Genomic DNA, 21,803 nt, shown 5'->3' with positions numbered 1-21,803 from the left:
TATTAAATTAAATGGTTAGATCAATTACTTGCCTAACTGATCAAAACTATAAAGCGCGCTAGAGAATGGTACGATTTGACTTATAATACGTTGCCAACGGGTTAAGCCTGTTGCATCAATATAGACAATATCATTCTTTTGCATAGCAAATTGATTTGCTAAAGCAAGATTACCTAAGCTGCTTAAGTTCAACTGATAGATTGTTGAATGCCGAGTACTTAAATCAGTCCGCATGACATAGATTCGAGCAGCACTTGCAGTATAAGGGTTAATCCCTTCACTTTCACCTAAGACATCACTTAAAGTCATACCCTGATCTCGGATAGCTAAAGCTTGGCTACGGCTAGATTCACCCATAACATATAGTTTTTGGTTTTGTTTAGTATTAACAACAATCGTATCATTCGGTTGAATCAATAACTTGTGTAATGAAAAACCATTTTTTTCTAAATCGACTAAATTTAAATTATACGTAATGCCCTGACGAATGAGTTGTATGGAAGTATTATCACCTGTTTCAGTATTAATGCCCCCAGCCATACCAAGTGCAGTATATAAGCTAACGGGTTGATCATTTAAGGTGTATTGACCGCTTTTCATCACTTGGCCATTTACGAAATAACGATTTCCTTCATATGAAAGCACTCGCACGACAACATCTGGTGTTTTTAAATATTTTGCAAATTGGCTACGCAGATAGCGATTCGTTTCGGCTAGGGTTTTCCCTGCAATATGTACTTGCCCAACTAATGGTAGTTGTATATTGCCACTGCTATCAATTGGATATCCAATCGCTAATGCTGATTGATTATTATTAACAGTGTTATTGATTGGTGGTGTGATTTCAGGATAAGCCCATAACTGAATGGAGAGTACATCTCCTGCGTTTAAGCGATATTGAGTGTGTGATCGACCGAACAGCGTCGAAACATTATTTTGATAAGAGGTATGCGGGTTGGTATTAAGTAGTTGTAATTTATCCTGAGTCAGTTGTACAACTGAGATGTCTGCACCTTGCTCAGTTTTATAATTACCTTCTTCTGGAATATCATAGGTTTGAAGTCCTGAAGTGATTGCGCAACTAGCAGCACTTATGCTGATCGTAAGAATAGAAAAAAGTTGGTAATACTTCACATCGAACCCTTGGATAATCTTATTTTTAATCAAATCTATTGCCTTGTATGGATAGCTTACAGGACAAAGGATCGTAAATCGTGATGATTTTATCCCAAAATATTAAAAAAACATAATAATCTTTTTTTTGTAGAGGAACGTATTTTGATAAAATTCCAGTTTTTTGTGAATCTAATTGATTTAATTGATTTTTTAAAAAAAATAGTCTATGCGTAAGGTTCCAAGTAACAGAAAAATCATTCAAATAAAGTAAAGCAAAGTGCTAACAAAGCCATTAAATTTGTTATATTATGCTACGTCGTATTCCATTAACTTATTTTAAATGTTAGTACGCTGTTTTTATATTTTCAGTCTAAGTTAAATAGAGAGAATTTAGCATGGTGCGACAATTAGCATTTTATAAGGGAACTATTCGTCTCCCAAGATGCTTTTAAAGTAAGTCTGAATATATAAGCTTAGATATAGAGTTAACTCGATGCGGTATAGTGGAAAAATATGAAAATATTATTAACTGGCGGCGCTGGATTTATTGGTTCTGCTGTAGTACGTCATATTATAAATACAACGAATGATACGGTTTTAAATATAGACAAGTTGACCTATGCTGGAAATTTAGAATCATTAAGAGAAGTTGATCAAAATACACGATATCAATTTCAACAAGTTGATGTTTGCGATGCTTTAAAACTAGGACAAATTTTTGAACAGTTTCAACCTGATGCAGTTATGCATTTAGCGGCTGAATCTCATGTTGATCGTTCTATTGATGGCCCAAGTGCATTTATTCAGACCAATATTGTAGGAACGTATACCTTATTAGAAGTAACACGTAAGTATTGGCAGGCATTAGATAACAACCAAAAAGCAAGTTTTCGTTTTCACCATATCTCAACAGATGAGGTCTATGGTGATCTAGAGAGTACAACAGATTTATTTACTGAAACAACTCCTTATGCCCCAAGTTCTCCCTATTCTGCAAGTAAGGCGAGTTCAGATCATTTGGTTCGTGCTTGGCAACGTACGTATGGCTTACCGACCATTATTACCAATTGTTCTAATAATTATGGTCCTTATCACTTCCCAGAAAAGTTAATTCCTTTGGTCATTTTAAATGCTTTAGATGGTAAAGCATTGCCGATCTATGGGAAGGGTGATCAGATCCGTGACTGGTTGTTCGTTGAAGACCATGCTAGAGCACTATATCAAGTCGTTACTCAAGGTGTGATTGGTGAAACCTATAATATTGGTGGACATAACGAAAAGCAGAATATTGAAGTAGTTCAAACTATTTGCAAAATTCTAGATGAGTTAAGACCACAAGCCAATGCTCAATCTTATGAAGGTTTAATTACCTTCGTAAAGGACCGCCCTGGGCATGATCTTCGCTATGCGATTGATGCTGCAAAAATTGAGCGGGAACTTGGCTGGAAACCACAGGAAACCTTTGAAACAGGTATCCGTAAAACAGTTGACTGGTATTTAAATAATTTAGAATGGTGTCGCCGTGTACAAGATGGTAGCTATCAAGGTGAAAGATTAGGAGTAAATGTCTAATGTCAACGAAAGGTATTATTCTTGCTGGAGGCTCAGGCACACGGTTATATCCAATTACTAAGGGTGTATCTAAGCAATTACTGCCGATTTATGATAAACCGATGGTATATTATCCTTTGTCAGTTCTAATGCTGGCAGGCATTCGTGAAGTCTTAATTATTAGTACACCAGATGATATTGATGGCTTCAAGCGTTTACTTGGTGACGGTTCGCAATTTGGCATTGAATTGAGTTACGCAGTTCAACCAAGCCCTGATGGTTTAGCACAGGCCTTTATTATTGGTGAAACCTTTATTGGCAATAGTGATGTCTGTTTAGTGCTTGGCGATAATATCTTTTATGGTCAAGGTTTTACGCCAATGTTGCGTCAGGCTGTTGCTCGTCAAAAAGGTGCAACGGTGTTTGGATATCAAGTTAAAGATCCTGAGCGTTTTGGTGTTGTTGAGTTTGATGAACAAAAACGTGCTGTTTCATTAGAAGAAAAACCAAAGCATCCAAAATCACATTTTGCGGTGACGGGACTCTATTTTTATGACAACGATGTTGTTGAAATTGCGAAACAAGTTAAACCATCTGAGCGTGGTGAGCTAGAGATTACTACAGTTAATCAGATGTACCTTGAACGTGGTGATTTAAATGTGGAGTTACTTGGGCGTGGTTTTGCTTGGCTAGATACAGGAACTCATGCAAGTTTACTAGAGGCAGCACAATTTGTAGAAACGATTGAAAAGCGCCAAGGTTATAAAGTCGCTTGTTTAGAAGAAATTGCTTTTAATAATGGTTGGTTGGATAAAGAGCAAGTTCTAACAATTGGCCAAAGTATGAATAAAAATGATTATGGTCAATACTTAATTTCTTTGGTGAATGAAATATGAGCTTAAATAAATTAATTGATCTACCAAACTTAGGTGATGAGCGTGGTGGGCTTGTTTCAGTAGAGGCGAATCAGCATATTCCTTTTGATATTAAACGTATTTATTATATTTTTTCGACATCTAAGGATAAGCCTAGAGGATTCCATGCACATAAAGATTTAAAACAGCTGGCTATTTGTCTTCATGGAGAATGCCGCTTTGTTTTAGATAATGGAGCACAAAAAGAAGAAATTATTTTAAATGCGCCAACACAAGGTCTAATTATTGAAAACATGACTTGGCGGGAGATGCATGATTTTTCAGAAGATTGTGTCTTATTAGTATTGGCAAGCGAACATTATGATGAAAGTGATTATATTCGTGATTATGATGAATTTTTAAAAATGGCTAAATGCAATGCAATTTAAATATCTAAAAGCTAACACAATTCATTTCAAACTAGTTGAAGAAAAAGATGCTGAATTCATCTGCTCACTCAGAACTAATCCTGATTTAAATAAACATTTGTCTCAATCCACAGCTCTTGTTGAAGAGCAAAAATTATGGATAAAGAATTATAAGGATCGAGAGAGTAAAGATTTAGAATATTACTTTATTATTTATCGAAACGATAATAATGAAAAAATTGGTACGATCCGACTATATGATTTTCAAGAAAACCCTAAATCTTTCTGTTGGGGAAGTTGGATCTTGAATGCCAATAAAACGAGATACGCAGCAATAGAAAGTGCTATGTTGGTTTATAAAATTGCTTTTGAAGAGCTTGGTTTTGAACAATCTCATTTTGATGTTCGAAAAGAGAACCTCGGCGTACATAAGTTTCATCTTAGATTAGGTGCGATGCATATAGATGGAAATGAGCTTGATAATTTTTATATTTATCCTGCTGCAAAATATTTTGAAATTTTACCTGAATATCAGGATTTTTTAGGTTGAGATATGACAAATTTGAAAATTTCTAATATTAAAATTGGTGATAAAGTTGAGCTTGTACGTCAGTTTTCAATTGAAGATGTAACCCTTTTTTCTAAACTATCTGGTGATATAAACCCAGTACATTTGGATGAAAATTACGCAAAAGAAACTATGTTTGGGCAACGAATAGTTCATGGTGCCTTGCTAACAAGTATGTTTTCTACGATTTTTGCTAATCAGCTCCCTGGCCCAGGTTGTATTTATTTAAAATCTGAAAATAAGTTTTTAAAACCTGTTTATTTAGATCAATTAATCACTTTTCGCGTTGAAGTCATAGATATTCTTGTTGAAAAAAAGCGTGTAATTTTTAAAACAGTAGCTGAAGAAAATCAACACGAATACATTGTTGGAACTGCTGAATTATATATACCTGAGTAATAGTTAAAAATGATTACATTTTTAGATTTAAAAATTATTAATCAACAGTATCGTCAACAATTGATTGATGCGTGTACACGTGTTATCGATTCGGGTTGGTATATTGGTGGTACAGAGCTTGATCGATTCGAACAGAATTTTGCAAAATACTGTGGTACAAGATATGCAATTGGCGTAGCGAACGGTTTAGATGCACTTATTCTAACCTTGAGAGCTTGGAAAGAACTTGGAAAACTACAAGAAGGTGATGAAGTCATCGTACCTTCAAATACTTATATTGCCAGTATCTTAGCTATTAGTGCCAATCAACTTATCCCCGTACTTGTTGAGCCAGATCCGAATACTTTTAATCTTGATCCATCAAAAATTGAAGCTGTTATTACAAATAAAACCAAGGCTATTTTACCAGTTCATTTATATGGTCAGCTTGCTTCAATGCCTGAGATTATGGCAATTGCAGAAAAATATAGATTATTGGTTTTAGAAGATTCTGCACAAAGCCATGGTGCTGCAATTCTAGGGAAAAAAGCAGGTAATTGGGGAGATGCATCAGCATTTAGCTTTTACCCAGGCAAAAATTTAGGTGCTTTAGGGGATGCTGGAGCAATTACGACTAATGATTCTGAGCTTGCGAATATGCTCAAGGCCTTACGTAATTATGGGTCGCATGAAAAATATAAAAATCTAGTACAGGGTGTAAATAGTCGTCTTGATGAGATTCAAGCTGCCATGCTTGATATTAAATTAAGTTATTTGGGTCAAGAAATTCTACATCGTCGAGAGATCGCGCAGGTTTATTTGCAAGGAATTAATAATCCTTTAATTGAACTCCCGAAAATAGAGGGAAGTGCCGTTGAAGATCAACAACATGTTTGGCACTTGTTTGTTATTCGCACTCTTCATAGAGATGCTTTACAGCAATATTTGGCAGAAAATGGAATACAAACCTTAATTCACTATCCAATTCCACCTCATAAACAGCAAGCATATCGTGAATGGAATGATTTTAGTTTTCCAATTTCGGAGAAGATTCATTCGACAGTGCTCAGCTTGCCAATGAGTCCCGTATTAGATATTCAAGATGCTCAACATGTAGTTGAAGTGTGTAATAAGTTTAGTCTTTAATATGAATTTGCTGAAGACTAGTGCTTTAAATGGAGTAGCTGTTTTAATTAAAATAGCTACTTTATTTATTCTAAATAAAATTTTGGCAGTTTACGTAGGTCCTGCTGGTTACGCAGTAATTGGGCAGTTTCAAAATTTTATTCAAATGATTACCACCTTTTCTGGGAATATGATTAATACAGCTGTAACAAAGTATACGGCTGAATATTATGAAGATGAAAAAAAACAAAGGAATATTTGGCAGAGTGCTGGTAGCATAGTTTTTATTTTAAGTATAATTTTTTCATTTTTACTTATTTTTTTTAAAAAAGATCTTTCTTTATATATATTTCATACTCTTGAATATCAATCTATTTTTATTTGGTTTGCAGTATTTCTCATTTTTTTTAATTTTAATACTTTGTTTTTGGCAATACTAAACGGTAAGAAAGAAATATTAAAACTAGTAATAGCCAATATTTCAGGAAGTTTGGTTTCATTATTCATTACCAGTGTTCTTGCAATAAAATATCATTTATATGGTGCATTACTTGCACTATCTATGTACCAATCGATAGCTTTTTTTGTAACTCTCTATATTTGCCATAAGGCAGATTGGTTTCGCTTTTCATATTTATTTGGAAAAATTGATAAAGACACTGCAAAAAAAATTAGCTCTTTTGCAATCATGGCCTTAGTAAGTGCTATTTGTGTGCCTCTTTCACAGATTGTTATACGAACATATTTAGCACAAAAATTTGGTGTTGATTATGCTGGCTATTGGGAGGCGATGATTCGCCTAAGTAGTGCATATCTAATGCTGGTGACAACAACTTTGGGCGTATACTATCTACCTAGATTATCAGAGTTAAAAACTTTGGTTGAAATCAAAACTGAAGTTTATTTGGGATATAAATTTATATTCCCACTGGCAGTAGCGGGGGGACTGTGCGCATATTTGCTGCGAGACTGGATTATAGTCATATTGTTTAGTACAAAATTCTTACCAGTAGCAGATTTGTTTCTATGGCAAATGATAGGTGATGCTTTAAAAATTGGAAGTTGGATACTTGCTTATTTAATGTTAAGCAAAGCAATGACAAAATTATTTGTAACGACGGAAATAATATTTTCAGTAAGCTCTATCATATTAACTTATATTTGTACTCAAAAATTTGGTTTTGAAGGTGTATCAATTGCACATCTAATTAATTATGGGCTGTATTGGTTTATTATGAGTATTTTTGTTTTTAAACAACTGCGAAAGAGAGTAGTAGAATAATGCAATCGAAAAGTCAGCCTTTAGTTTCTGTTATAATTCCATGTTATAACCATGCGCAGTATGTTCAAGATTGTATTCAAAGCGTGATTAATCAGACTTATAAAAATATTGAGTTGATCATTATTGATGATGGTTCAAAAGATAATTCTATAGAAAAAATAGAAGAGATGCTATCTGTTTGTGAGAAACGATTTAATAGATTTGAGTTTAGACATCGACCAAACCAAGGGTTAAGTTCGACTTTAAATGAGGCATTAGAATGGTGTAATGGAGAGTTTGTATCACCAATCGCCTCAGATGATCAGATGCTTAGCAAAAAAATAGAACTTCAAATACCGTATATGTTAGAAAATGAAGAGTGTGTAGCTATATTTGGTGGTATTAACCAGATTGATGATACCAATAATATTGTTCGTACTTTATCAAAGAGGGCACGGAAATATGAATTTTCTTCAATTGCTAAGCTGGACTATTTTTTGCAAGCGCCCACTCAATTAATTAGAATGAAAGATCTAATTGATATAGGTGGCTATAACTTAGATTATAAAATTGAAGACTGGTATAGTTACTTGGTTTTGACTAAGAATGGGAAATATTTATATTTAATGCAAGATGTAGTTTGCAACTATAGACGACATGAGAATAATAGCTCCAAAAATATGGGCTTAATGCTAGAAAAAATAAAAATATTAAATAATATTGGTTTAGATGAAACAGAAGTTAATAGATATATTCCTTATGTGCTTTTATCAATTTCTTCTGATTTAGCTGTTGACTATAAAAAAAGGGCAGTGTTTTTTTGGTTGAAAACATTTTTTAGTAACCCATTAATTTTGTTGGATAAAAAAATGTGGGTTGTTTGGTTGAAGATTATTCTACCTAAAAAAATACTATGGAGAAATAGATAATGAATTCTCCTGATCAAATTATTGGGTTTTTTTATCAAAATTGGATTTTTTATTCAATACTAAGTGTTTTAGTTTCTCTAAGTTTATATTCCCTTACAAAAAAAATGAGTATAGGTCTTTTAGATCCAATAAATTTTTACTGGACTTTTACTTTTGGGACATCATATGCGGTAGTGTTATTACTTTTTATTAATGGTTTTCTGAGTTTTTTATCTTTCTTTATTATTTTATTTTATTTTATTTTGCTGTTGGTTTCAATGTGGGTGGGATTCTTAGCTAAAAAAGTAGAGCTAGGGTTTAGGAAATTCAAAATAGATGGGGGAATTAATAGCTTAAAAAATGTTTTAGTTATTTTTTTGTTAATGTATTTTTTTCTAGCTGCTTTTTATATATCAAAAATTGATTGGAGTATATTTTTTATATCTCGATTTGAGGCAAATAAAGGGATCGGGTTTGTTGTAAGAATAATGGATGTTCTTAGACTATTTATTATTTCGATGATTGCAATATTTATATTTTCAAAGGAGCAAGGGAATAAGCGCAAATGGGGCTTTTTAATATTGTTTGTAATTTTAAGTTCATTTTTTAATGGGGCGAAATTTGCAATATTAGAATCAATTTATCTTATTATTGTTGTTTATTGTTTGTATTTTGGAAAATTTTTAAAAATCAAGGCAACAAACTTTCTCCAATATACGGTTTTAGGAATCATGGTTCTCATGATGGCCTTATTTTTTACTAGCCAATTGGCAGAAAAACTCGATTATGAAAGTCAATATACTGATCTTAACCCAGCTGTAGAAATGTTTATTTCCAGAATTATTGCCAATGGGGATATGTATTATTTGGGGTTGGTAAATGATGTTGTTTTTAGAGTTAGCGAACAAACATCAGGGTTATTTGAACTAATATTTCGTCCTTATTTAGGGGAGGATTTAACTGTAAAAATATTTTCTACAGGAGTTGAATCTAACTCTTTAAACATTGGTCGAGCAATTTGGGAATATTGGTTTCCCTTTAGTTTGAGTGGCGGTAGTGTAGATCACTTTGATCTAGCAGCATATGCTTATTGTGGTATTGTAGGTGGTGCTTTTTTTGTAATTTTTCTTGGTTTTTTCCTTGGCAGAGTAAATAAAATAAAGCTTCAACTTATTGGCCGTAAGGATAAAAATGTTTTTGTCATAGTGTTTTTTTCGATTATTTATATAAAGAGCTATTTGATGTTACTATCCCCAGTAGTTGCGTTAACAACATTAATAGATATTTTCTTTATTTTCATTCTATGTAATTTTTTATTGCTAGTGGTTAAGAAGTAATTGTTATGACAAAAAATATTGTTGATGTTTGTTGGACGATGTATAGGTCGAATACGACATTTGATTTTATCTATTTTGTGATGAAAAGACAGAAGGGTTTTAATCTTTCATTTTTTTTACTTAACACATTTGTGGTTAAGTTTCTTTTAATTGCTCTTGGTAGAATTTTCAAGAGAGATTATTATAGATATTTTTATATCAGGCTTCTTAAAGGTTATCATTATGACGAGTTGGTCAAATATATTGATCAATTTTATCAAGAGTTTTTAATTAGCAGGCAGATTGAATTTACATTCAATCTTCTAGATGGTTTTGTTGATAAAGCTGATGTTATTTTATGCTCAGCAAGTCTAGATATTATTGTTGAAAAAGTAGCAAATAATTTTGGTGTGGAATATTTTGCATCGCATTTAGCATTTAAGAAGGCTTTGTTGCACAAAGATTTGAAAGGCAAAGCGCCCCTAATTGAGCCAAATTTAAGGCGTAACTTGGGTAAGTGGTCGACCTAATTCCGTAAATCTGTTGAGGACTGCTACACGTGCATGAACCTCATTGACTTGGCTATCAAAGCTCCTTGCACTGAGTTTATCTCCTAATAATTTGATGCAGTGCATTTTAGTCTCAACCAAACTTCGGCGATGATAGCCTGACCATTTTTTCCATAGTGTCCTACCTAAACGTTTAATTGTTCGAAGTAATTCATTTCGCTCTAGCGAGCTACTCTTTGTATCTTTCCATGGTTTCGCATTTTTTCTAGGTGGAATCACCGCATGTGCTTGCCGATCTGCAATGACCTGACGGCATTGCTTGGTGTCATAAGCTCCATCGGTATAAACAGAGTCAATCTGCTCATCTTGTGGAATCTGATTAAGTAAATCACCAAGCACCTGTGAATCACAGACATTATTGGTTGTGAGCTGAATAGCGCGTATTTGTAGGGTTTTGGCATCTATACCAATATGTAGTTTACGCCATTGGCGACGATATTCAGCTCCATGTTTCTTGCGTTTCCATTCGCCCTCACCTAGAAACTTCATCCCTGTAGAGTCTACGAGTAGATGCAGCCCATCGCTACTTTTTTGGTAGCTGATTGCAATATCAATATGCTTTTGTCTTCTACAAAGCGTACTGTAATCTGGTGCGGTCCAATTTAATCCGCAAAGTTTAATCAGACTTTGCACAAAGCCAGTGACCATACGTAAAGATAGACGGAATAAGGATTTAATCATTAAGCAGCATTGGATGGCTGCGTCGGAGTAGGTTTGATTTCGCCCTTGTTTGCCTTTTGATGGAGCATACCATTGCGTAGCAGGATCAAACCAAAGGGCAATATTTCCGCGATTAATGAGTGCTCGGTTATATGCGGGCCAATTGGTTGTGCGGTAGATTTTGTGTGTAGGCTTCTTCATTTGAAAATTATATCGCTGAAAAAGCCTTTACAGATAGGTTTGTGCAACAAAGCCATTTAAGAATAATGTTTGCTTGGGCTTGTTAGAGAGTGATTTATTGTTTTCAAAGCATGAATTATTTTCTGATGTAGAAATAGACTGTGTTATAACGGATAACTTGTCCGATTATAACTTGGTGAAGAGGGCGAAAAACCCAATAATATTATCTAATAAAAAGAATGTGATATTTTGGGAAGAAAGAAACATTCATGTTAATTATATTTTTGAAGGTGAGTAAATGTTTTTTCTGTTTGTTCCCTTCTTTTATACATTTCATACTCGATTAAAGACTAATTTTTCAAAAGTTGCGTGGTTTTTTACTTACGTTATTCCTGTTTTGATTTGCTGTTGTTACTTTAATCTTACTTTGCTTTTTTCTGTTTTATTAATTTTTTCAATATATTCTTCTTATGAAATTGGGTATATATATAATGATTGTGAGGTGGTTAAGAAGGAGGTAAACCCTACTTTACGCTTGTCAGTTTCTGAAAGAAAATTTTATGAAGAAAATAAAATTGCTATTTACTGTATTAGAACTATTTTTCTTGCTCTAATTCTTGTATGTATTTTTAGTTTTTATCAATCTTTTTTTTCACCTACATTCTTGGTTGTATTCTTTATTTTCTTAACTTATTTGGTTTATAATAATATTAGAAATAATTTAAATTTACCACTTTACTCATTTCTAGTCTTTCTTCGTTATTTTGCTTTTTTCCCTTTTTTATTATGGGATGCTACTTTGGCGATTTTGCTCTTTTTAGCATATCCTTTGTGTGCATTTATTGAATTCTCCACAAAAGAAAGATTTTTGACAAGTCAGTTTATCAAGATAGATAATGTGGATAAGTTTAGGGTTTTCTATTACGCTTTATTGTTGCTATGTTCCTCATTTTTATACTTTACTTCTAATCAATATTTTTTAGTATTGTTTATATTGTCATTTTACTTTTTTAGTTATCGTCTTTTGTCTTTTCTATTTTTATCTAAAAAAGTTAGAGGAGCGGAGTAATAAAATGAATTTTTCAGTACTACTTTCTCTGTATCATAAAGAAAAGCCTGAATATTTTGAAATGTGTTTTCAAAGTATTTGGGATCAACAGACTTTAAAACCTACTGAAATAGTATTGGTTTTAGATGGTCCTATTGGTGAAGAACTTACGAAATCTGTAGAACATTGGCAGCAAAAACTTGGTAGCATTTTAAAAATAGTTGCCTTAGCAGACAATGTTGGTCTGGGTAAGGCCTTAAATGAAGGTTTAAAACATTGTACGAATGAATGGATTTTCCGTATGGATACGGATGATATCTGTATGGCTGATCGTTTTGCTAAACAAGTTGCTTTTATTCAAGAAAACCCTGATGTGGTTTTATTTGGTGGACAAATTCTAGAGTTTAATCAAAATACTTCAGATGCCCAAGTATTAAAAGCGGCTCCTGAAAATCATAATGAAATTAAGCTCTTTGCACAAAAGCGTTGTCCATTTAATCACATGACTGTTGCCTATCGTCATGATGTCATTACTGCACTTGGTGGTTATCAACATCATTTATTCATGGAAGATTATAATCTTTGGCTACGTGTGATTGGCGCAGGTTATAAAGTTGCTAATTTACCCGATGTAATTTTATTTGCTCGCGTGGGAAATGGAATGCATGCTCGACGTAAAGGCTTGGAATATATTAAAAGTGAAAAAAAGTTGTTGGATTTAAAAAAAGAGTTGAAGTTACAAGATCCAATTCATGCTAATATAGTTTTTTTGTTACGGTCAGTGTTTCGACTACTACCATCCACGATGTTGGGGAAAATTTATAATAATTTTCTTAGGAAGAAAGTCTAAATTATTTTGATATATGGGTTTCAAACAATGAAAAGGCTTGTTGATATAGTTGTTGCATCTGTAGCAATTTTATTACTTTCTCCGATATTTATCTTCGTTGCTTATAAAGTTAGAAAAAACTTAGGCGCTCCTATCTTTTTTTATCAGGAACGGCCTGGTAAAGACGGTAAGTTATTTAAAATGATTAAGTTCCGCTCGATGAAAGATGCGACAGACTCCGAGGGTAATGCTTTACCTGATGAGCAGCGGATTACACCATTTGGACAAAAATTACGCTCTACCAGCTTGGATGAAATGCCGCAACTATTTAATGTGCTAAAAGGCGATATGAGCGTAGTTGGGCCTCGGCCGATGTTGAAAGAGTTTGTTGAACTCTATTCACCTGAGCAAGCGCGTCGTTTGGATGTAAAACCTGGGATGACCGGCTTAGCACAAGTGAGTGGGCGTAATGAATTAGATTATGAAGACCGCTTTAAATGTGATGTTTGGTATGTCGATCATCATAATACCTTCGTTGATTTTAAAATCATGTGGAAAACATTAGGTGTTATGTTGAAACGTGAAGGAATTAATGCGCCTGGACATGTTGGTCCCTCTTTATTTAAAGGGAATAATTTACAAGAACAAGATAAAATTAACTCTTGAAGATCTATCTAAATCAATGAAGTAGTAATGTAATGATCAAGAAAGCAATTTTACCTGTCGCAGGTTTAGGTACACGATTCTTGCCAGCAAGCAAATCTATTCCAAAGGAAATGGTGACGGTTGTTGATCGTCCAGCCATTGAATATGTGGTACGTGAAGCAGTTGAAGCTGGGATTGAACAAATTATTTTGGTCACACATTCATCTAAAGCCTCGATTGAGAATTATTTTGATCGTAATTTCGAGTTAGAAACAACTTTAGAACAAAAAAAGAAATTTGATCTACTCAAAGAAATTACTGATATTTTACCTAAGCATGTCAGCGTTGTGAGCGTGCGTCAGCCACAGCCTCTAGGCCTTGGGCATGCTGTGCTTTGTGCGAAAGATATCGTGGGTAATGAAGCCTTTGCCGTATTATTACCTGATGTTTTAGTCAAGAATCAAGTCTCTGAGAATGATTTGTCTCTGATGATCCAGCGCTTTGAGACATCTCAAGCAGCACAGATTATGGTTGAAGCAGTACCTGATCATTTGGTTGATCAATATGGTATTGTGGATGTCGCGGTTTCTCCGAATGAAGGTGAAAGCGTTGTGATGCAGGGAATCGTTGAAAAACCTGCGGTGGGCGCAGCACCTTCAAACTTATCTGTGGTTGGTCGTTATATTTTACCAGCACAGATTATGGCGCTTTTAGAAAATACCCCACGCGGAGCAGGAAATGAAATTCAGCTCACTGATGCCATCGCAGCATTACAGCAAGCAGAAGCTGTTGAAGCGTATCGCATGAAAGGGCAGACTTTCGATTGTGGTAGTAAGCTTGGATACCTTAAAGCTGTATTACACTATGGTATTGAGCATCCCAAATTGGGCGCAGATTTTAAGGGCTTAATTCAAGAATTGGCCCTGTAGTTTAGGGCATGTGGTTATGAAAGTTGCAATCTTTGGCAATACATTATATGCAGGCGTGATGTCTGCATTATTGTCTGAATCTGGGCACTTTGTGTATTGGTGTTCACACCTCAATGATAATTCCGCTGATCAGCAGTACTCATTTCATGATGAAAATGTTAGCCGCTTACTGGAACAACAGTTAAACAGTGGTTTTCTCAGTTATCGTGATTTGGATGCTATTCCTTTAGATATAGATGTCTATTTATTTAGTTTTAATCAAACACAAGAACAACAAGTTTTTCAACTGCTACAGTCGTTAAAACAGCGTCCGATTATTCATCCAAAACTGATGATCAATGCTTCAACCTTTGGTTTGCAGGGGACTGAGCACTTTAAGCAAATCCTTTCTGAAGATGACTGGGTATACTTACCAGATACGATTCAAGAAGGAAATGCTTTACAGAGTTTAACTCAAGCAAAACAAATGATTGTGGGATGTATGCAAGTTGACGTTCAGAGTAAAGTGAAAGAATTATTAAGGCCTCTTTTTCCTTTGACACAGCAGTATCTGTTTATGCCAATTTTGGATGCTGAATTTACGAAGCTCAGTATTTCAGGCATGTTGGCGACAAGAATTAGCTATATCAATGATTTGGCTGTGGTTGCTGAGAAACTCGGGATTGATATTGCATCAGTGCGTCAGGGTATGGCGGCGGATAACCGTATTGGTTCAGCTTACTTAGCCCCTGGTGCTGGTTTTGGCGGTGAAAATTTTTCTCATGATATTCTGACACTCTCTAATACAGTTGCAAATACAGGCGTTAAAAGCCAATTGCTTGCACAAGTATGGGAAATTAATGAGCAACAAAAAGAAATCCTATTCCGTAAGTTTTGGAATTATTATCATGGTGATTTAAAGGGTAAGTCCGTTGCAATTTGGGGGGCTTCTTTTAAAGAAAATACCTCAAGTATTCAGCAATCACCCATTCACCAAATGCTTGCAGCACTGTGGGCGCAAGGCGTGACGGTTCATCTACATGATCCGCAAGCTTTGGATGAAATTAAGCAGATGTATGGGCAGCGCGATGATTTAATCCTCTGCGATGATCAGTATGATGCGGTTAAGAATGTGCACGGTCTATGTGTGTTAACCGCATGGAAGCAATACTGGAGTCCAGAGTTTAAACAGCTTGAACAACTGATGGCACATCCTTTGATTTTGGATGGCCGTAATATTTATGATCCAGACTATGTGAAATTACAAGGCTTTGCATATATGGGCGTGGGGCGTTAATGATGATCAAGCAAATTCAGCCTTTTGCCGTTAAGGCACCAGCGTCAGTGCTTGAGCATTTATCATCTTTGCAAAAGCAAATTAAAGAGGTTCATCTCAAGACCTTATTTGCAGCAGATCCCTCACGCTTTAAACGGTTCTCAGTTGAACATGATCAAATTGTTCTCGATTTTAGTAAACATCGTATTGATCAACATATTTTAAATGGCTTGGTCGACTTAGCCCAGGCACAAGATTTAAAACAATGGATTAAGACATTATTTTCTTCGGAACAAATTAATTATACCGAGCATCGTGCCGCAATGCATTGGGCTCTACGCTTGCCGCAATCGAGTCCAGATTTTCCTCAGGAGAATCAACAGGTACAGCAACAGCTGGAGCGGATGTATGCTTTGGTGGATAAAATCCATGCTGGACAATATCGTGGTGCAACAGGTGAAGTCATTCAGGATGTGGTCAATATTGGTGTCGGAGGCTCTGACTTAGGTCCTTTAATGGTGACACATGCATTGTCCGATTTTAAGGTGACGAGTACTAAGCCTTTAGATGTGCACTTTGTCTCGACCATGGATGGTAGTCAACTATCTGACCTGCTACATCAGCTGCGCCCAGAAACGACATTATTTATTATTTCCTCAAAATCATTTGGCACCATTGATACCTTATCGAATGCGCAAACGGTTCGTCAATGGTTAGAAAAGTTGCTTGGACAGAATGAAAAAATTCTGCAGAATCATTTTATTGGGGTTTCGACCAAACCTGAAAAAATGACGGAATGGGGCATTGCCGCTGATAAACAGCTGTTGCTATGGGACTGGGTTGGTGGCCGTTATTCACTTTGGTCATGTATTGGTCTGCCGATTGCGCTGACGATTGGAGTTGCTGGTTTTAAGCAATTGTTAGCGGGTGCGCACGAGATTGATCAACATTTTCAAACAGCACCATTTCAGCAGAATATTCCGGTATTGATGGGGTTGTTAGGGGCATGGAATAATAACTTCCTTGAGATCCAAACCCATGCTGTGTTGCCCTATGACGGCCGACTCAAATATTTCGCCGCTTATTTGCAACAGCTTGAAATGGAGTCCAATGGTAAATCGATCCAGCGTAATGGGGAAAAGGTGAATACAGCGACTTGCCCGATTGTGTGGGGTGAGGTTGGACCCAATGCACAACACGCATTTTATCAGCTATTACATCAAGGGACACACTCCGTGAGTTGTGACTTTATTGCACCAGTAAAGCGCTATAATGCCAATCAATTTACTTATGCTGAAAGTGCCGAGGCTTTGGTTGAACAGCATCATCTGGCCTTATCGAATTGTTTGGCGCAGTCGCGATTATTGGCCTTTGGTAATCAAGCTTTGGCAGCAGATGAACTTGAAGATTTACCCGCTTATAAGCAATACGAAGGCAATCAGCCAAGTTCAACCATTTTACTCAAAGAGCTGAATCCTTATAGTTTAGGGATGCTAATCGCGACGTATGAACATAAAGTTTTTGTGCAGTCGGTATTGTGGAATATTAATCCCTTTGATCAATGGGGTGTTGAAAAAGGTAAAGAGATTGCCAATCAACTGTTACCGATTTTAAACCGTGAGCAAGATGATTTGTCCGCTTTTGATGCATCGACGCAAGGTTTGTTGAAAATATTGTTAGGAAAAATAGATGGCTAAAATTTTAGTCACAGGTGGTGCGGGTTATATTGGCTCACATACCTGTTTAGAACTACTTAATGCAAGTCATGAAGTTATTGTATTTGATAATCTTTCAAATAGTTCTGAAGAAGCTTTACGTCGTATACAGAAACTTGCCAATAAAAGCTTGGTTTTTGTAAAAGGTGATATTCGTAATCAGGATGCGTTAGATCAGGTCTTTCAGGACTATTCTATTGATGCGGTCATTCATTTTGCAGGTCTAAAAGCTGTCGGTGAGAGCCAACAGGTTCCATTGACTTATTTTGATAATAACATTGCTGGCAGTGCTCAGTTGGTCAAGGCGATGGAACGCGCTGGGGTATTTAACTTGGTATTTAGTTCATCTGCAACGGTATATGATGAAGCCAATAGTTCTCCGCTGAATGAAGATATGCCAACAGGCATGCCAAATAACAATTATGGTTATACCAAACTGATTGTCGAACAAATGCTGCAAAAACTGGCACAGGCAGATTCGCGTTGGTCGATTGCTTTACTTCGTTATTTTAACCCTGTCGGTGCGCATAAAAGCGGTCAAATTGGTGAAGATCCACAAGGAATTCCAAATAACTTAATGCCTTATGTCACACAAGTCGCAGTCGGTCGTCGTGAAAAACTGGCAATTTATGGCAATGATTATGACACCGTTGATGGTACAGGGGTTCGTGACTATATCCATGTGGTGGATTTGGCCAATGCCCTTTTATGCGCCTTAAATAATCGATTGTCTGCACAGGGCTGTCGTGCTTGGAACATTGGAACGGGCAATGGCTCATCTGTATTACAAGTCAAAAATACCTTTGAGCAAATCAATGCTGTGCCTGTTGCATTTGAATTTGCACCACGTCGTGCAGGCGATGTCGCCACTTCATTTGCAGATAATACCCGTGCGATTACAGAGTTGGGTTGGCAGCCTCAATATACTTTAGAAGATATGTTGGCAGACAGCTGGAACTGGCAGAAGCAAAATCCAAACGGCTTTAATTAAATCAAATGCAAATAAAAAAGGAGCATATTGCTCCTTTTCTATTGGGATGAATTAACTCTGAATTAACTGGGTTAATTCATCGACATAATGTTGCATCGGTTGCGGGTTTTGATCGGCACGACTTTCAATGTTTAAACGCAGTAAAGGCTCCGTATTAGAAGCACGGACATTTAGGCGCCATGCGCCAAAATCAAGGCTCACACCATCAGTACGATCTACTTGCGGATTTTGATCGGCATAATGATCAAAGATCTTTTGTACGGTTACTTGTGTGTCAGCTACTTTAAAGTTGATTTCACCGCTACATGGGAATTTGGCAATCATGTTTTCAACTAAAGTTGAAAGAGATTGTCCAGTTTCCGAAAGCAGGGCAATGGTCAGTAACCAAGGGATCATACCGCTATCGCAATAGGCAAAGTCACGGAAATAGTGATGCGCGCTCATTTCCCCGCCGTACACGGCATTGTGTTCACGCATGACATCTTTAATGAAAGCATGTCCAGATTTAGATTGTACTGCGATGCCTTGGTATTGATCGACGATGTCAAAGGTATTCCAGACCAGACGTGGGTCATGCACAATCTTTTCACCTGATTGTTTGATCAGAAAGGCCTGTGCCAATAAGCCAACGATGTAATAACCTTCGATAAACTGTCCTTTTTCATCAAATAGGAAGCAGCGGTCAAAGTCACCATCCCAAGCAATGCCCATATCAGCCTGATGTTGCAGCACAGCATCACGAGTACTATCGCGGTTTTCAATTAGGATTGGATTCGGAATACCATTCGGGAAGCGACCATCTGCTTCGTGGTGAATTTTAATAAATTCTACTGGAATATTTAGTTGCTGGAATTTTTGTTCGATGGCGTCAATCACATGACCTGCTGCGCCATTGCCTGCATTGACCACAAGTTTAAGGGGTTTAATTTTTTGTGGATCAATATAGGTGAGTAGGTGTTCAATAAACTCAGGCAAAATATTGTAGGGTTGGGTAGTGCCTTTTTGTGCGACCTCTACAAATTGCCCTGTTTCAGCCAGTGCTTGAATTTCTTTTAAGCCTGTTTCTGCACTGATTGGACGTGCATTTTCACGCACCAATTTCATCCCGTTGTAATCCATCGGATTATGGCTGGCTGTAACCTCGATCCCACCTTGTACATCTAAATGAAAAGCTGCGAAATAGACTTCTTCTGTGCCGGTCATGCCCAAATCAAGCACATTCACCCCTGCATCATTCAAGCCCCGAATCGTGGCCTGTTTTAAGCCTTCGCTACTTAAACGGATATCACAACCAATCACGACTTTTTTGGGTTGATAGATCTGTCCATAGGCACGGCCAATGTTATAGGCAATCTCTTCATTCAGTTCTGTGCCGAGTTTGCCGCGAATATCGTAGGCTTTAAAGCAAGTCAGTTGAGTCATATTGTTCAATTCATAGTGATGTGATTTGAGTTGTGAACAGATTATACAGATATCGCTACAAAGTCATATTTATTGTTTTATCTTCAGCGTTTGAGGATTTGAGCCGCATAAATTGAATGCTGTTTGAAAATTTTTTATCAGACTTTAGTCGAATGCTGAAAGCAGACATAAATAAAAAAGGATTGATTTATCTTAATTATTATTGGTCATACCAATTATTGTTGTGGTAGTGGGGTTGATCCTGATAATTCATATAATTAAGATGCATGAAGTTTGCAAATCAGCAATATTTGCTGATGTATTAAATATTGGTCATACCAATATTGTGAAGATTCGTTAAATATCGAAGTAAAAACAAAATGACGCCCAGCATTTCAAGGAGATGAGAATGCTAAATGTGTGGCAACAACTATATGACCCTTTAAATAATATCTGGCTATCTAGTGCAGTCGCGCTGATCCCAATTATTTTCTTCTTCTTGGCGTTGGCGGTCTTTCGTATGAAAGGTAGTGTTGCGGGGACTTGTACCGTGATGATTGCCTTGCTGATTGCACTGTTTTTTTATCAAATGCCAGCTGAAATGGCATTTGCTTCCGTGGTTTATGGCTTTTTTTACGGTTTATGGCCGATTTCGTGGATTATTATCGGTGCCGTGTTTCTGTATAAAATTTCGGTCAAAACGGGGCAGTTTGATGTGATTCGCTCCAGTATTTTGTCGATTACTGAAGATCAGCGGTTACAGATGCTATTGGTCGGTTTTGCCTTTGGTACCTTTCTGGAAGGTGCAGCAGGCTTTGGTGCGCCTGTGGCGATTACTGCCGCTTTACTGGTCGGTTTGGGCTTTAAACCGCTATATGCTGCTGGCCTCTGTCTGATTGTGAATACGGCTCCTGTGGCTTTTGGTGCTATGGGGATTCCGATTATTGTGGCAGGGCAGGTGTCTGGTGTCGATACCATGGAAATCAGCCAGATGGTGGGGCGTCAGTTGCCTTTTTTAACCATCATTGTGCTGTTCTGGATTATGGCGATCATGGACGGTTGGCGTGGCGTGAAAGAGACTTGGCCAGCGGTACTGGTTGGCGGGAGTGCCTTTGCCATTGCACAATATCTGACCTCAAACTTTTTGGGTCCCGAATTGCCTGATATTACCGCTGCGATTGCCTCATTGGTCAGTCTCACCCTGTTATTCCGCGTTTGGAAACCGAAACATATTTTCCGTTTTGAAATGACCGGTGAACAAGCAGCCAGTCATGCGGCCTCATCACAACAGCGTTATAGCATTGCACAGATTGCCAAAGCGTGGTCGCCGTTTATGATTTTGACCGTGATGGTAACCATTTGGAGTGTGAAACCATTTAAAGCGCTCTTTGCCAAAGAGGGTGCCTTGGCAGATTGGATTTTTAAAATCGAAGTCCCGTATCTGCATAAGCTGGTGGAAAAAATGGCGCCGATTGTGCCCGAAACCACCGCTTATGAAGCAATTTATAAATTTGATTGGTTCTCTGCGACAGGTACGGCTATTTTTATTGCTGCAATTATTACCATCGTATTCCTGAAAATGAAAACCCGTGAGGCGGTCAGTACCTTCGCTGAAACATTAAATGAATTAAAAACCCCGATTTATTCGATTGGCATGGTATTGGCCTTTGCCTTTATTGCCAATTATTCAGGTTTGTCTGCGACGCTGGCTTTGGCACTCTCGCATACCGGCCATGCCTTTACTTTCTTCTCGCCCTTCTTGGGCTGGCTGGGTGTCTTCCTGACCGGTTCTGATACCTCATCCAATGCGCTGTTCTCAGCTTTGCAAGCGACTACGGCACAGCAAATCGGTATTCCAGAAGTGTTGTTGGTGGCCGCTAATACCAGTGGTGGTGTAACCGGCAAGATGATTTCACCGCAATCGATTGCGATTGCCTGCGCAGCAGTGGGCTTAGTAGGAAAAGAGTCAGACCTGTTCCGTTTCACGGTAAAACATAGCATCATATTTACAGTCTTTGTTGGCATCATCGTCACGGTTCAGGCTTATCTGGTGCCGTGGATGATTCCATAACTCTA

21 protein-coding genes are annotated in these 21,803 nt (G+C 36.9%); 18 read left to right on the top strand and 3 right to left on the bottom strand.

The window, feature by feature from the left end; translation table 11 throughout:
- Nucleotides 1–24: 24 nt before the first annotated feature.
- On the bottom strand, nt 25–1,134 hold the full coding sequence (locus F896_RS02410; RefSeq protein WP_016164928.1) for a polysaccharide biosynthesis/export family protein: 1,110 nt from the start codon (nt 1,132–1,134) through the stop codon (nt 25–27).
- A gap of 495 nt (nt 1,135–1,629) precedes the next feature.
- Between F896_RS02410 and rfbB the strand changes: the two genes are divergently transcribed.
- From rfbB to F896_RS02460, 10 genes are read left to right on the top strand one after another with little or no spacing between them, the layout of a single operon-like run.
- The gene (gene rfbB / locus F896_RS02415) at nt 1,630–2,688 is read left to right on the top strand and encodes a dTDP-glucose 4,6-dehydratase (RefSeq protein ID WP_016164927.1); all 1,059 of its coding nucleotides are present in this window, start codon (nt 1,630–1,632) and stop codon (nt 2,686–2,688) included.
- Entirely contained in the window at nt 2,688–3,563 is an 876-nt protein-coding gene (gene rfbA / locus F896_RS02420) for a glucose-1-phosphate thymidylyltransferase RfbA (RefSeq protein WP_016164926.1), read from the top strand. The genes rfbB and rfbA overlap by 1 nt, the downstream gene beginning before the upstream one ends.
- Complete coding sequence (locus F896_RS02425; RefSeq protein WP_016164925.1) at nt 3,560–3,970, top strand: sugar 3,4-ketoisomerase; 411 nt, start codon at nt 3,560–3,562, stop codon at nt 3,968–3,970. Before rfbA ends, F896_RS02425 begins: the two co-directional genes overlap by 4 nt.
- Nucleotides 3,960–4,499, top strand: a complete 540-nt coding sequence (locus F896_RS02430; RefSeq protein WP_016164924.1) for a GNAT family N-acetyltransferase — start codon at nt 3,960–3,962, stop codon at nt 4,497–4,499. Before F896_RS02425 ends, F896_RS02430 begins: the two co-directional genes overlap by 11 nt.
- Nucleotides 4,500–4,502: 3 nt before the next feature.
- On the top strand, nt 4,503–4,916 hold the full coding sequence (locus F896_RS02435; RefSeq protein WP_016164923.1) for a MaoC family dehydratase: 414 nt from the start codon (nt 4,503–4,505) through the stop codon (nt 4,914–4,916).
- Between the two features lie 9 nt (nt 4,917–4,925).
- Nucleotides 4,926–6,041, top strand: coding sequence for a DegT/DnrJ/EryC1/StrS family aminotransferase (locus tag F896_RS02440; RefSeq protein WP_016164922.1), 1,116 nt, complete (start codon nt 4,926–4,928; stop codon nt 6,039–6,041).
- A gap of 1 nt (nt 6,042) precedes the next feature.
- A complete protein-coding gene (locus F896_RS02445; RefSeq protein WP_016164921.1) occupies nt 6,043–7,302 on the top strand; it encodes an O-antigen translocase in 1,260 nt (419 codons plus the stop codon).
- Entirely contained in the window at nt 7,302–8,210 is a 909-nt protein-coding gene (locus tag F896_RS02450; protein WP_016164920.1) for a glycosyltransferase family 2 protein, read from the top strand. The genes F896_RS02445 and F896_RS02450 overlap by 1 nt, the downstream gene beginning before the upstream one ends.
- On the top strand, nt 8,210–9,526 hold the full coding sequence (locus F896_RS02455; RefSeq protein WP_016164919.1) for an O-antigen polymerase: 1,317 nt from the start codon (nt 8,210–8,212) through the stop codon (nt 9,524–9,526). The genes F896_RS02450 and F896_RS02455 overlap by 1 nt, the downstream gene beginning before the upstream one ends.
- A 5-nt stretch (nt 9,527–9,531) precedes the next feature.
- Nucleotides 9,532–10,035: an HAD family hydrolase gene (locus F896_RS02460; RefSeq protein WP_016164918.1), complete on the top strand. Its 504-nt coding sequence runs from the start codon at nt 9,532–9,534 to the stop codon at nt 10,033–10,035.
- Here F896_RS02460 and F896_RS02465 read toward each other — a convergent pair.
- Nucleotides 10,003–10,935: an IS5 family transposase gene (locus tag F896_RS02465; protein WP_005064486.1), complete on the bottom strand. Its 933-nt coding sequence runs from the start codon at nt 10,933–10,935 to the stop codon at nt 10,003–10,005. The two genes, F896_RS02460 and F896_RS02465, sit on opposite strands and share 33 nt — an antisense overlap.
- Before the next feature lie 277 nt (nt 10,936–11,212).
- Between F896_RS02465 and F896_RS20620 the strand changes: the two genes are divergently transcribed.
- The 7 genes from F896_RS20620 to galE are packed head-to-tail and all read left to right on the top strand — an operon-like array spanning nt 11,213 to nt 18,326.
- Nucleotides 11,213–11,983 (top strand): hypothetical protein, encoded by a 771-nt coding sequence (locus tag F896_RS20620; protein ID WP_016164917.1) that lies wholly within the window; start codon nt 11,213–11,215, stop codon nt 11,981–11,983.
- A 4-nt stretch (nt 11,984–11,987) separates the two neighbouring features.
- Entirely contained in the window at nt 11,988–12,812 is an 825-nt protein-coding gene (locus tag F896_RS02470) for a glycosyltransferase (RefSeq protein ID WP_016164916.1), read from the top strand.
- Nucleotides 12,813–12,839: 27 nt separating this feature from the next.
- Nucleotides 12,840–13,457: a sugar transferase gene (locus F896_RS02475; protein WP_016164915.1), complete on the top strand. Its 618-nt coding sequence runs from the start codon at nt 12,840–12,842 to the stop codon at nt 13,455–13,457.
- A 32-nt stretch (nt 13,458–13,489) separates the two neighbouring features.
- On the top strand, nt 13,490–14,365 hold the full coding sequence (gene galU, locus F896_RS02480; protein WP_016164914.1) for a UTP--glucose-1-phosphate uridylyltransferase GalU: 876 nt from the start codon (nt 13,490–13,492) through the stop codon (nt 14,363–14,365).
- Between the two features lie 16 nt (nt 14,366–14,381).
- On the top strand, nt 14,382–15,641 hold the full coding sequence (locus F896_RS02485; protein ID WP_016164913.1) for a nucleotide sugar dehydrogenase: 1,260 nt from the start codon (nt 14,382–14,384) through the stop codon (nt 15,639–15,641).
- Nucleotides 15,641–17,317, top strand: coding sequence for a glucose-6-phosphate isomerase (gene pgi / locus F896_RS02490; RefSeq protein ID WP_016164912.1), 1,677 nt, complete (start codon nt 15,641–15,643; stop codon nt 17,315–17,317). Before F896_RS02485 ends, pgi begins: the two co-directional genes overlap by 1 nt.
- Complete coding sequence (galE, locus tag F896_RS02495; protein WP_016164911.1) at nt 17,310–18,326, top strand: UDP-glucose 4-epimerase GalE; 1,017 nt, start codon at nt 17,310–17,312, stop codon at nt 18,324–18,326. The genes pgi and galE overlap by 8 nt, the downstream gene beginning before the upstream one ends.
- 51 nt (nt 18,327–18,377) lie before the next feature.
- Here the strand turns inward: galE and F896_RS02500 are convergent, their stop codons facing one another.
- Nucleotides 18,378–19,748: a phosphohexomutase domain-containing protein gene (locus F896_RS02500; protein WP_016164910.1), complete on the bottom strand. Its 1,371-nt coding sequence runs from the start codon at nt 19,746–19,748 to the stop codon at nt 18,378–18,380.
- Nucleotides 19,749–20,130: 382 nt separating this feature from the next.
- Here F896_RS02500 and lldP point away from each other — a divergent pair, with 382 nt between their 5' ends.
- Nucleotides 20,131–21,798 carry an L-lactate permease gene (gene lldP, locus F896_RS02505; protein ID WP_171069724.1) on the top strand — a complete coding sequence of 556 codons (1,668 nt, stop codon included), beginning with the start codon at nt 20,131–20,133 and terminating at the stop codon, nt 21,796–21,798.
- Nucleotides 21,799–21,803 lie beyond the last annotated feature (5 nt).

The organism is Acinetobacter genomosp. 15BJ (genome assembly GCF_000400715.1).
Classification (GTDB): Bacteria; Pseudomonadota; Gammaproteobacteria; order Pseudomonadales; family Moraxellaceae; genus Acinetobacter.
The sequence above is the reverse complement of the archived record's forward strand: the minus strand, read 5'-3'. Positions and strand labels throughout refer to the sequence as shown.

Coding starts and splice junctions, on each gene's coding strand:
- rfbB (WP_016164927.1), top strand. CDS start 1,630: ATGAAAATATTATTAACTGGCGGCGCTGGATTTATTGGTTCTGCTGTA.
- rfbA (WP_016164926.1), top strand. CDS start 2,688: ATGTCAACGAAAGGTATTATTCTTGCTGGAGGCTCAGGCACACGGTTA.
- F896_RS02425 (WP_016164925.1), top strand. CDS start 3,560: ATGAGCTTAAATAAATTAATTGATCTACCAAACTTAGGTGATGAGCGT.
- F896_RS02430 (WP_016164924.1), top strand. CDS start 3,960: ATGCAATTTAAATATCTAAAAGCTAACACAATTCATTTCAAACTAGTT.
- F896_RS02435 (WP_016164923.1), top strand. CDS start 4,503: ATGACAAATTTGAAAATTTCTAATATTAAAATTGGTGATAAAGTTGAG.
- F896_RS02440 (WP_016164922.1), top strand. CDS start 4,926: ATGATTACATTTTTAGATTTAAAAATTATTAATCAACAGTATCGTCAA.
- F896_RS02445 (WP_016164921.1), top strand. CDS start 6,043: ATGAATTTGCTGAAGACTAGTGCTTTAAATGGAGTAGCTGTTTTAATT.
- F896_RS02450 (WP_016164920.1), top strand. CDS start 7,302: ATGCAATCGAAAAGTCAGCCTTTAGTTTCTGTTATAATTCCATGTTAT.
- F896_RS02455 (WP_016164919.1), top strand. CDS start 8,210: ATGAATTCTCCTGATCAAATTATTGGGTTTTTTTATCAAAATTGGATT.
- F896_RS02460 (WP_016164918.1), top strand. CDS start 9,532: ATGACAAAAAATATTGTTGATGTTTGTTGGACGATGTATAGGTCGAAT.
- F896_RS02465 (WP_005064486.1), bottom strand. CDS start 10,935: ATGAAGAAGCCTACACACAAAATCTACCGCACAACCAATTGGCCCGCA.
- F896_RS20620 (WP_016164917.1), top strand. CDS start 11,213: ATGTTTTTTCTGTTTGTTCCCTTCTTTTATACATTTCATACTCGATTA.
- F896_RS02470 (WP_016164916.1), top strand. CDS start 11,988: ATGAATTTTTCAGTACTACTTTCTCTGTATCATAAAGAAAAGCCTGAA.
- F896_RS02475 (WP_016164915.1), top strand. CDS start 12,840: ATGAAAAGGCTTGTTGATATAGTTGTTGCATCTGTAGCAATTTTATTA.
- galU (WP_016164914.1), top strand. CDS start 13,490: ATGATCAAGAAAGCAATTTTACCTGTCGCAGGTTTAGGTACACGATTC.
- F896_RS02485 (WP_016164913.1), top strand. CDS start 14,382: ATGAAAGTTGCAATCTTTGGCAATACATTATATGCAGGCGTGATGTCT.
- pgi (WP_016164912.1), top strand. CDS start 15,641: ATGATGATCAAGCAAATTCAGCCTTTTGCCGTTAAGGCACCAGCGTCA.
- galE (WP_016164911.1), top strand. CDS start 17,310: ATGGCTAAAATTTTAGTCACAGGTGGTGCGGGTTATATTGGCTCACAT.
- F896_RS02500 (WP_016164910.1), bottom strand. CDS start 19,748: ATGACTCAACTGACTTGCTTTAAAGCCTACGATATTCGCGGCAAACTC.
- lldP (WP_171069724.1), top strand. CDS start 20,131: ATGAGAATGCTAAATGTGTGGCAACAACTATATGACCCTTTAAATAAT.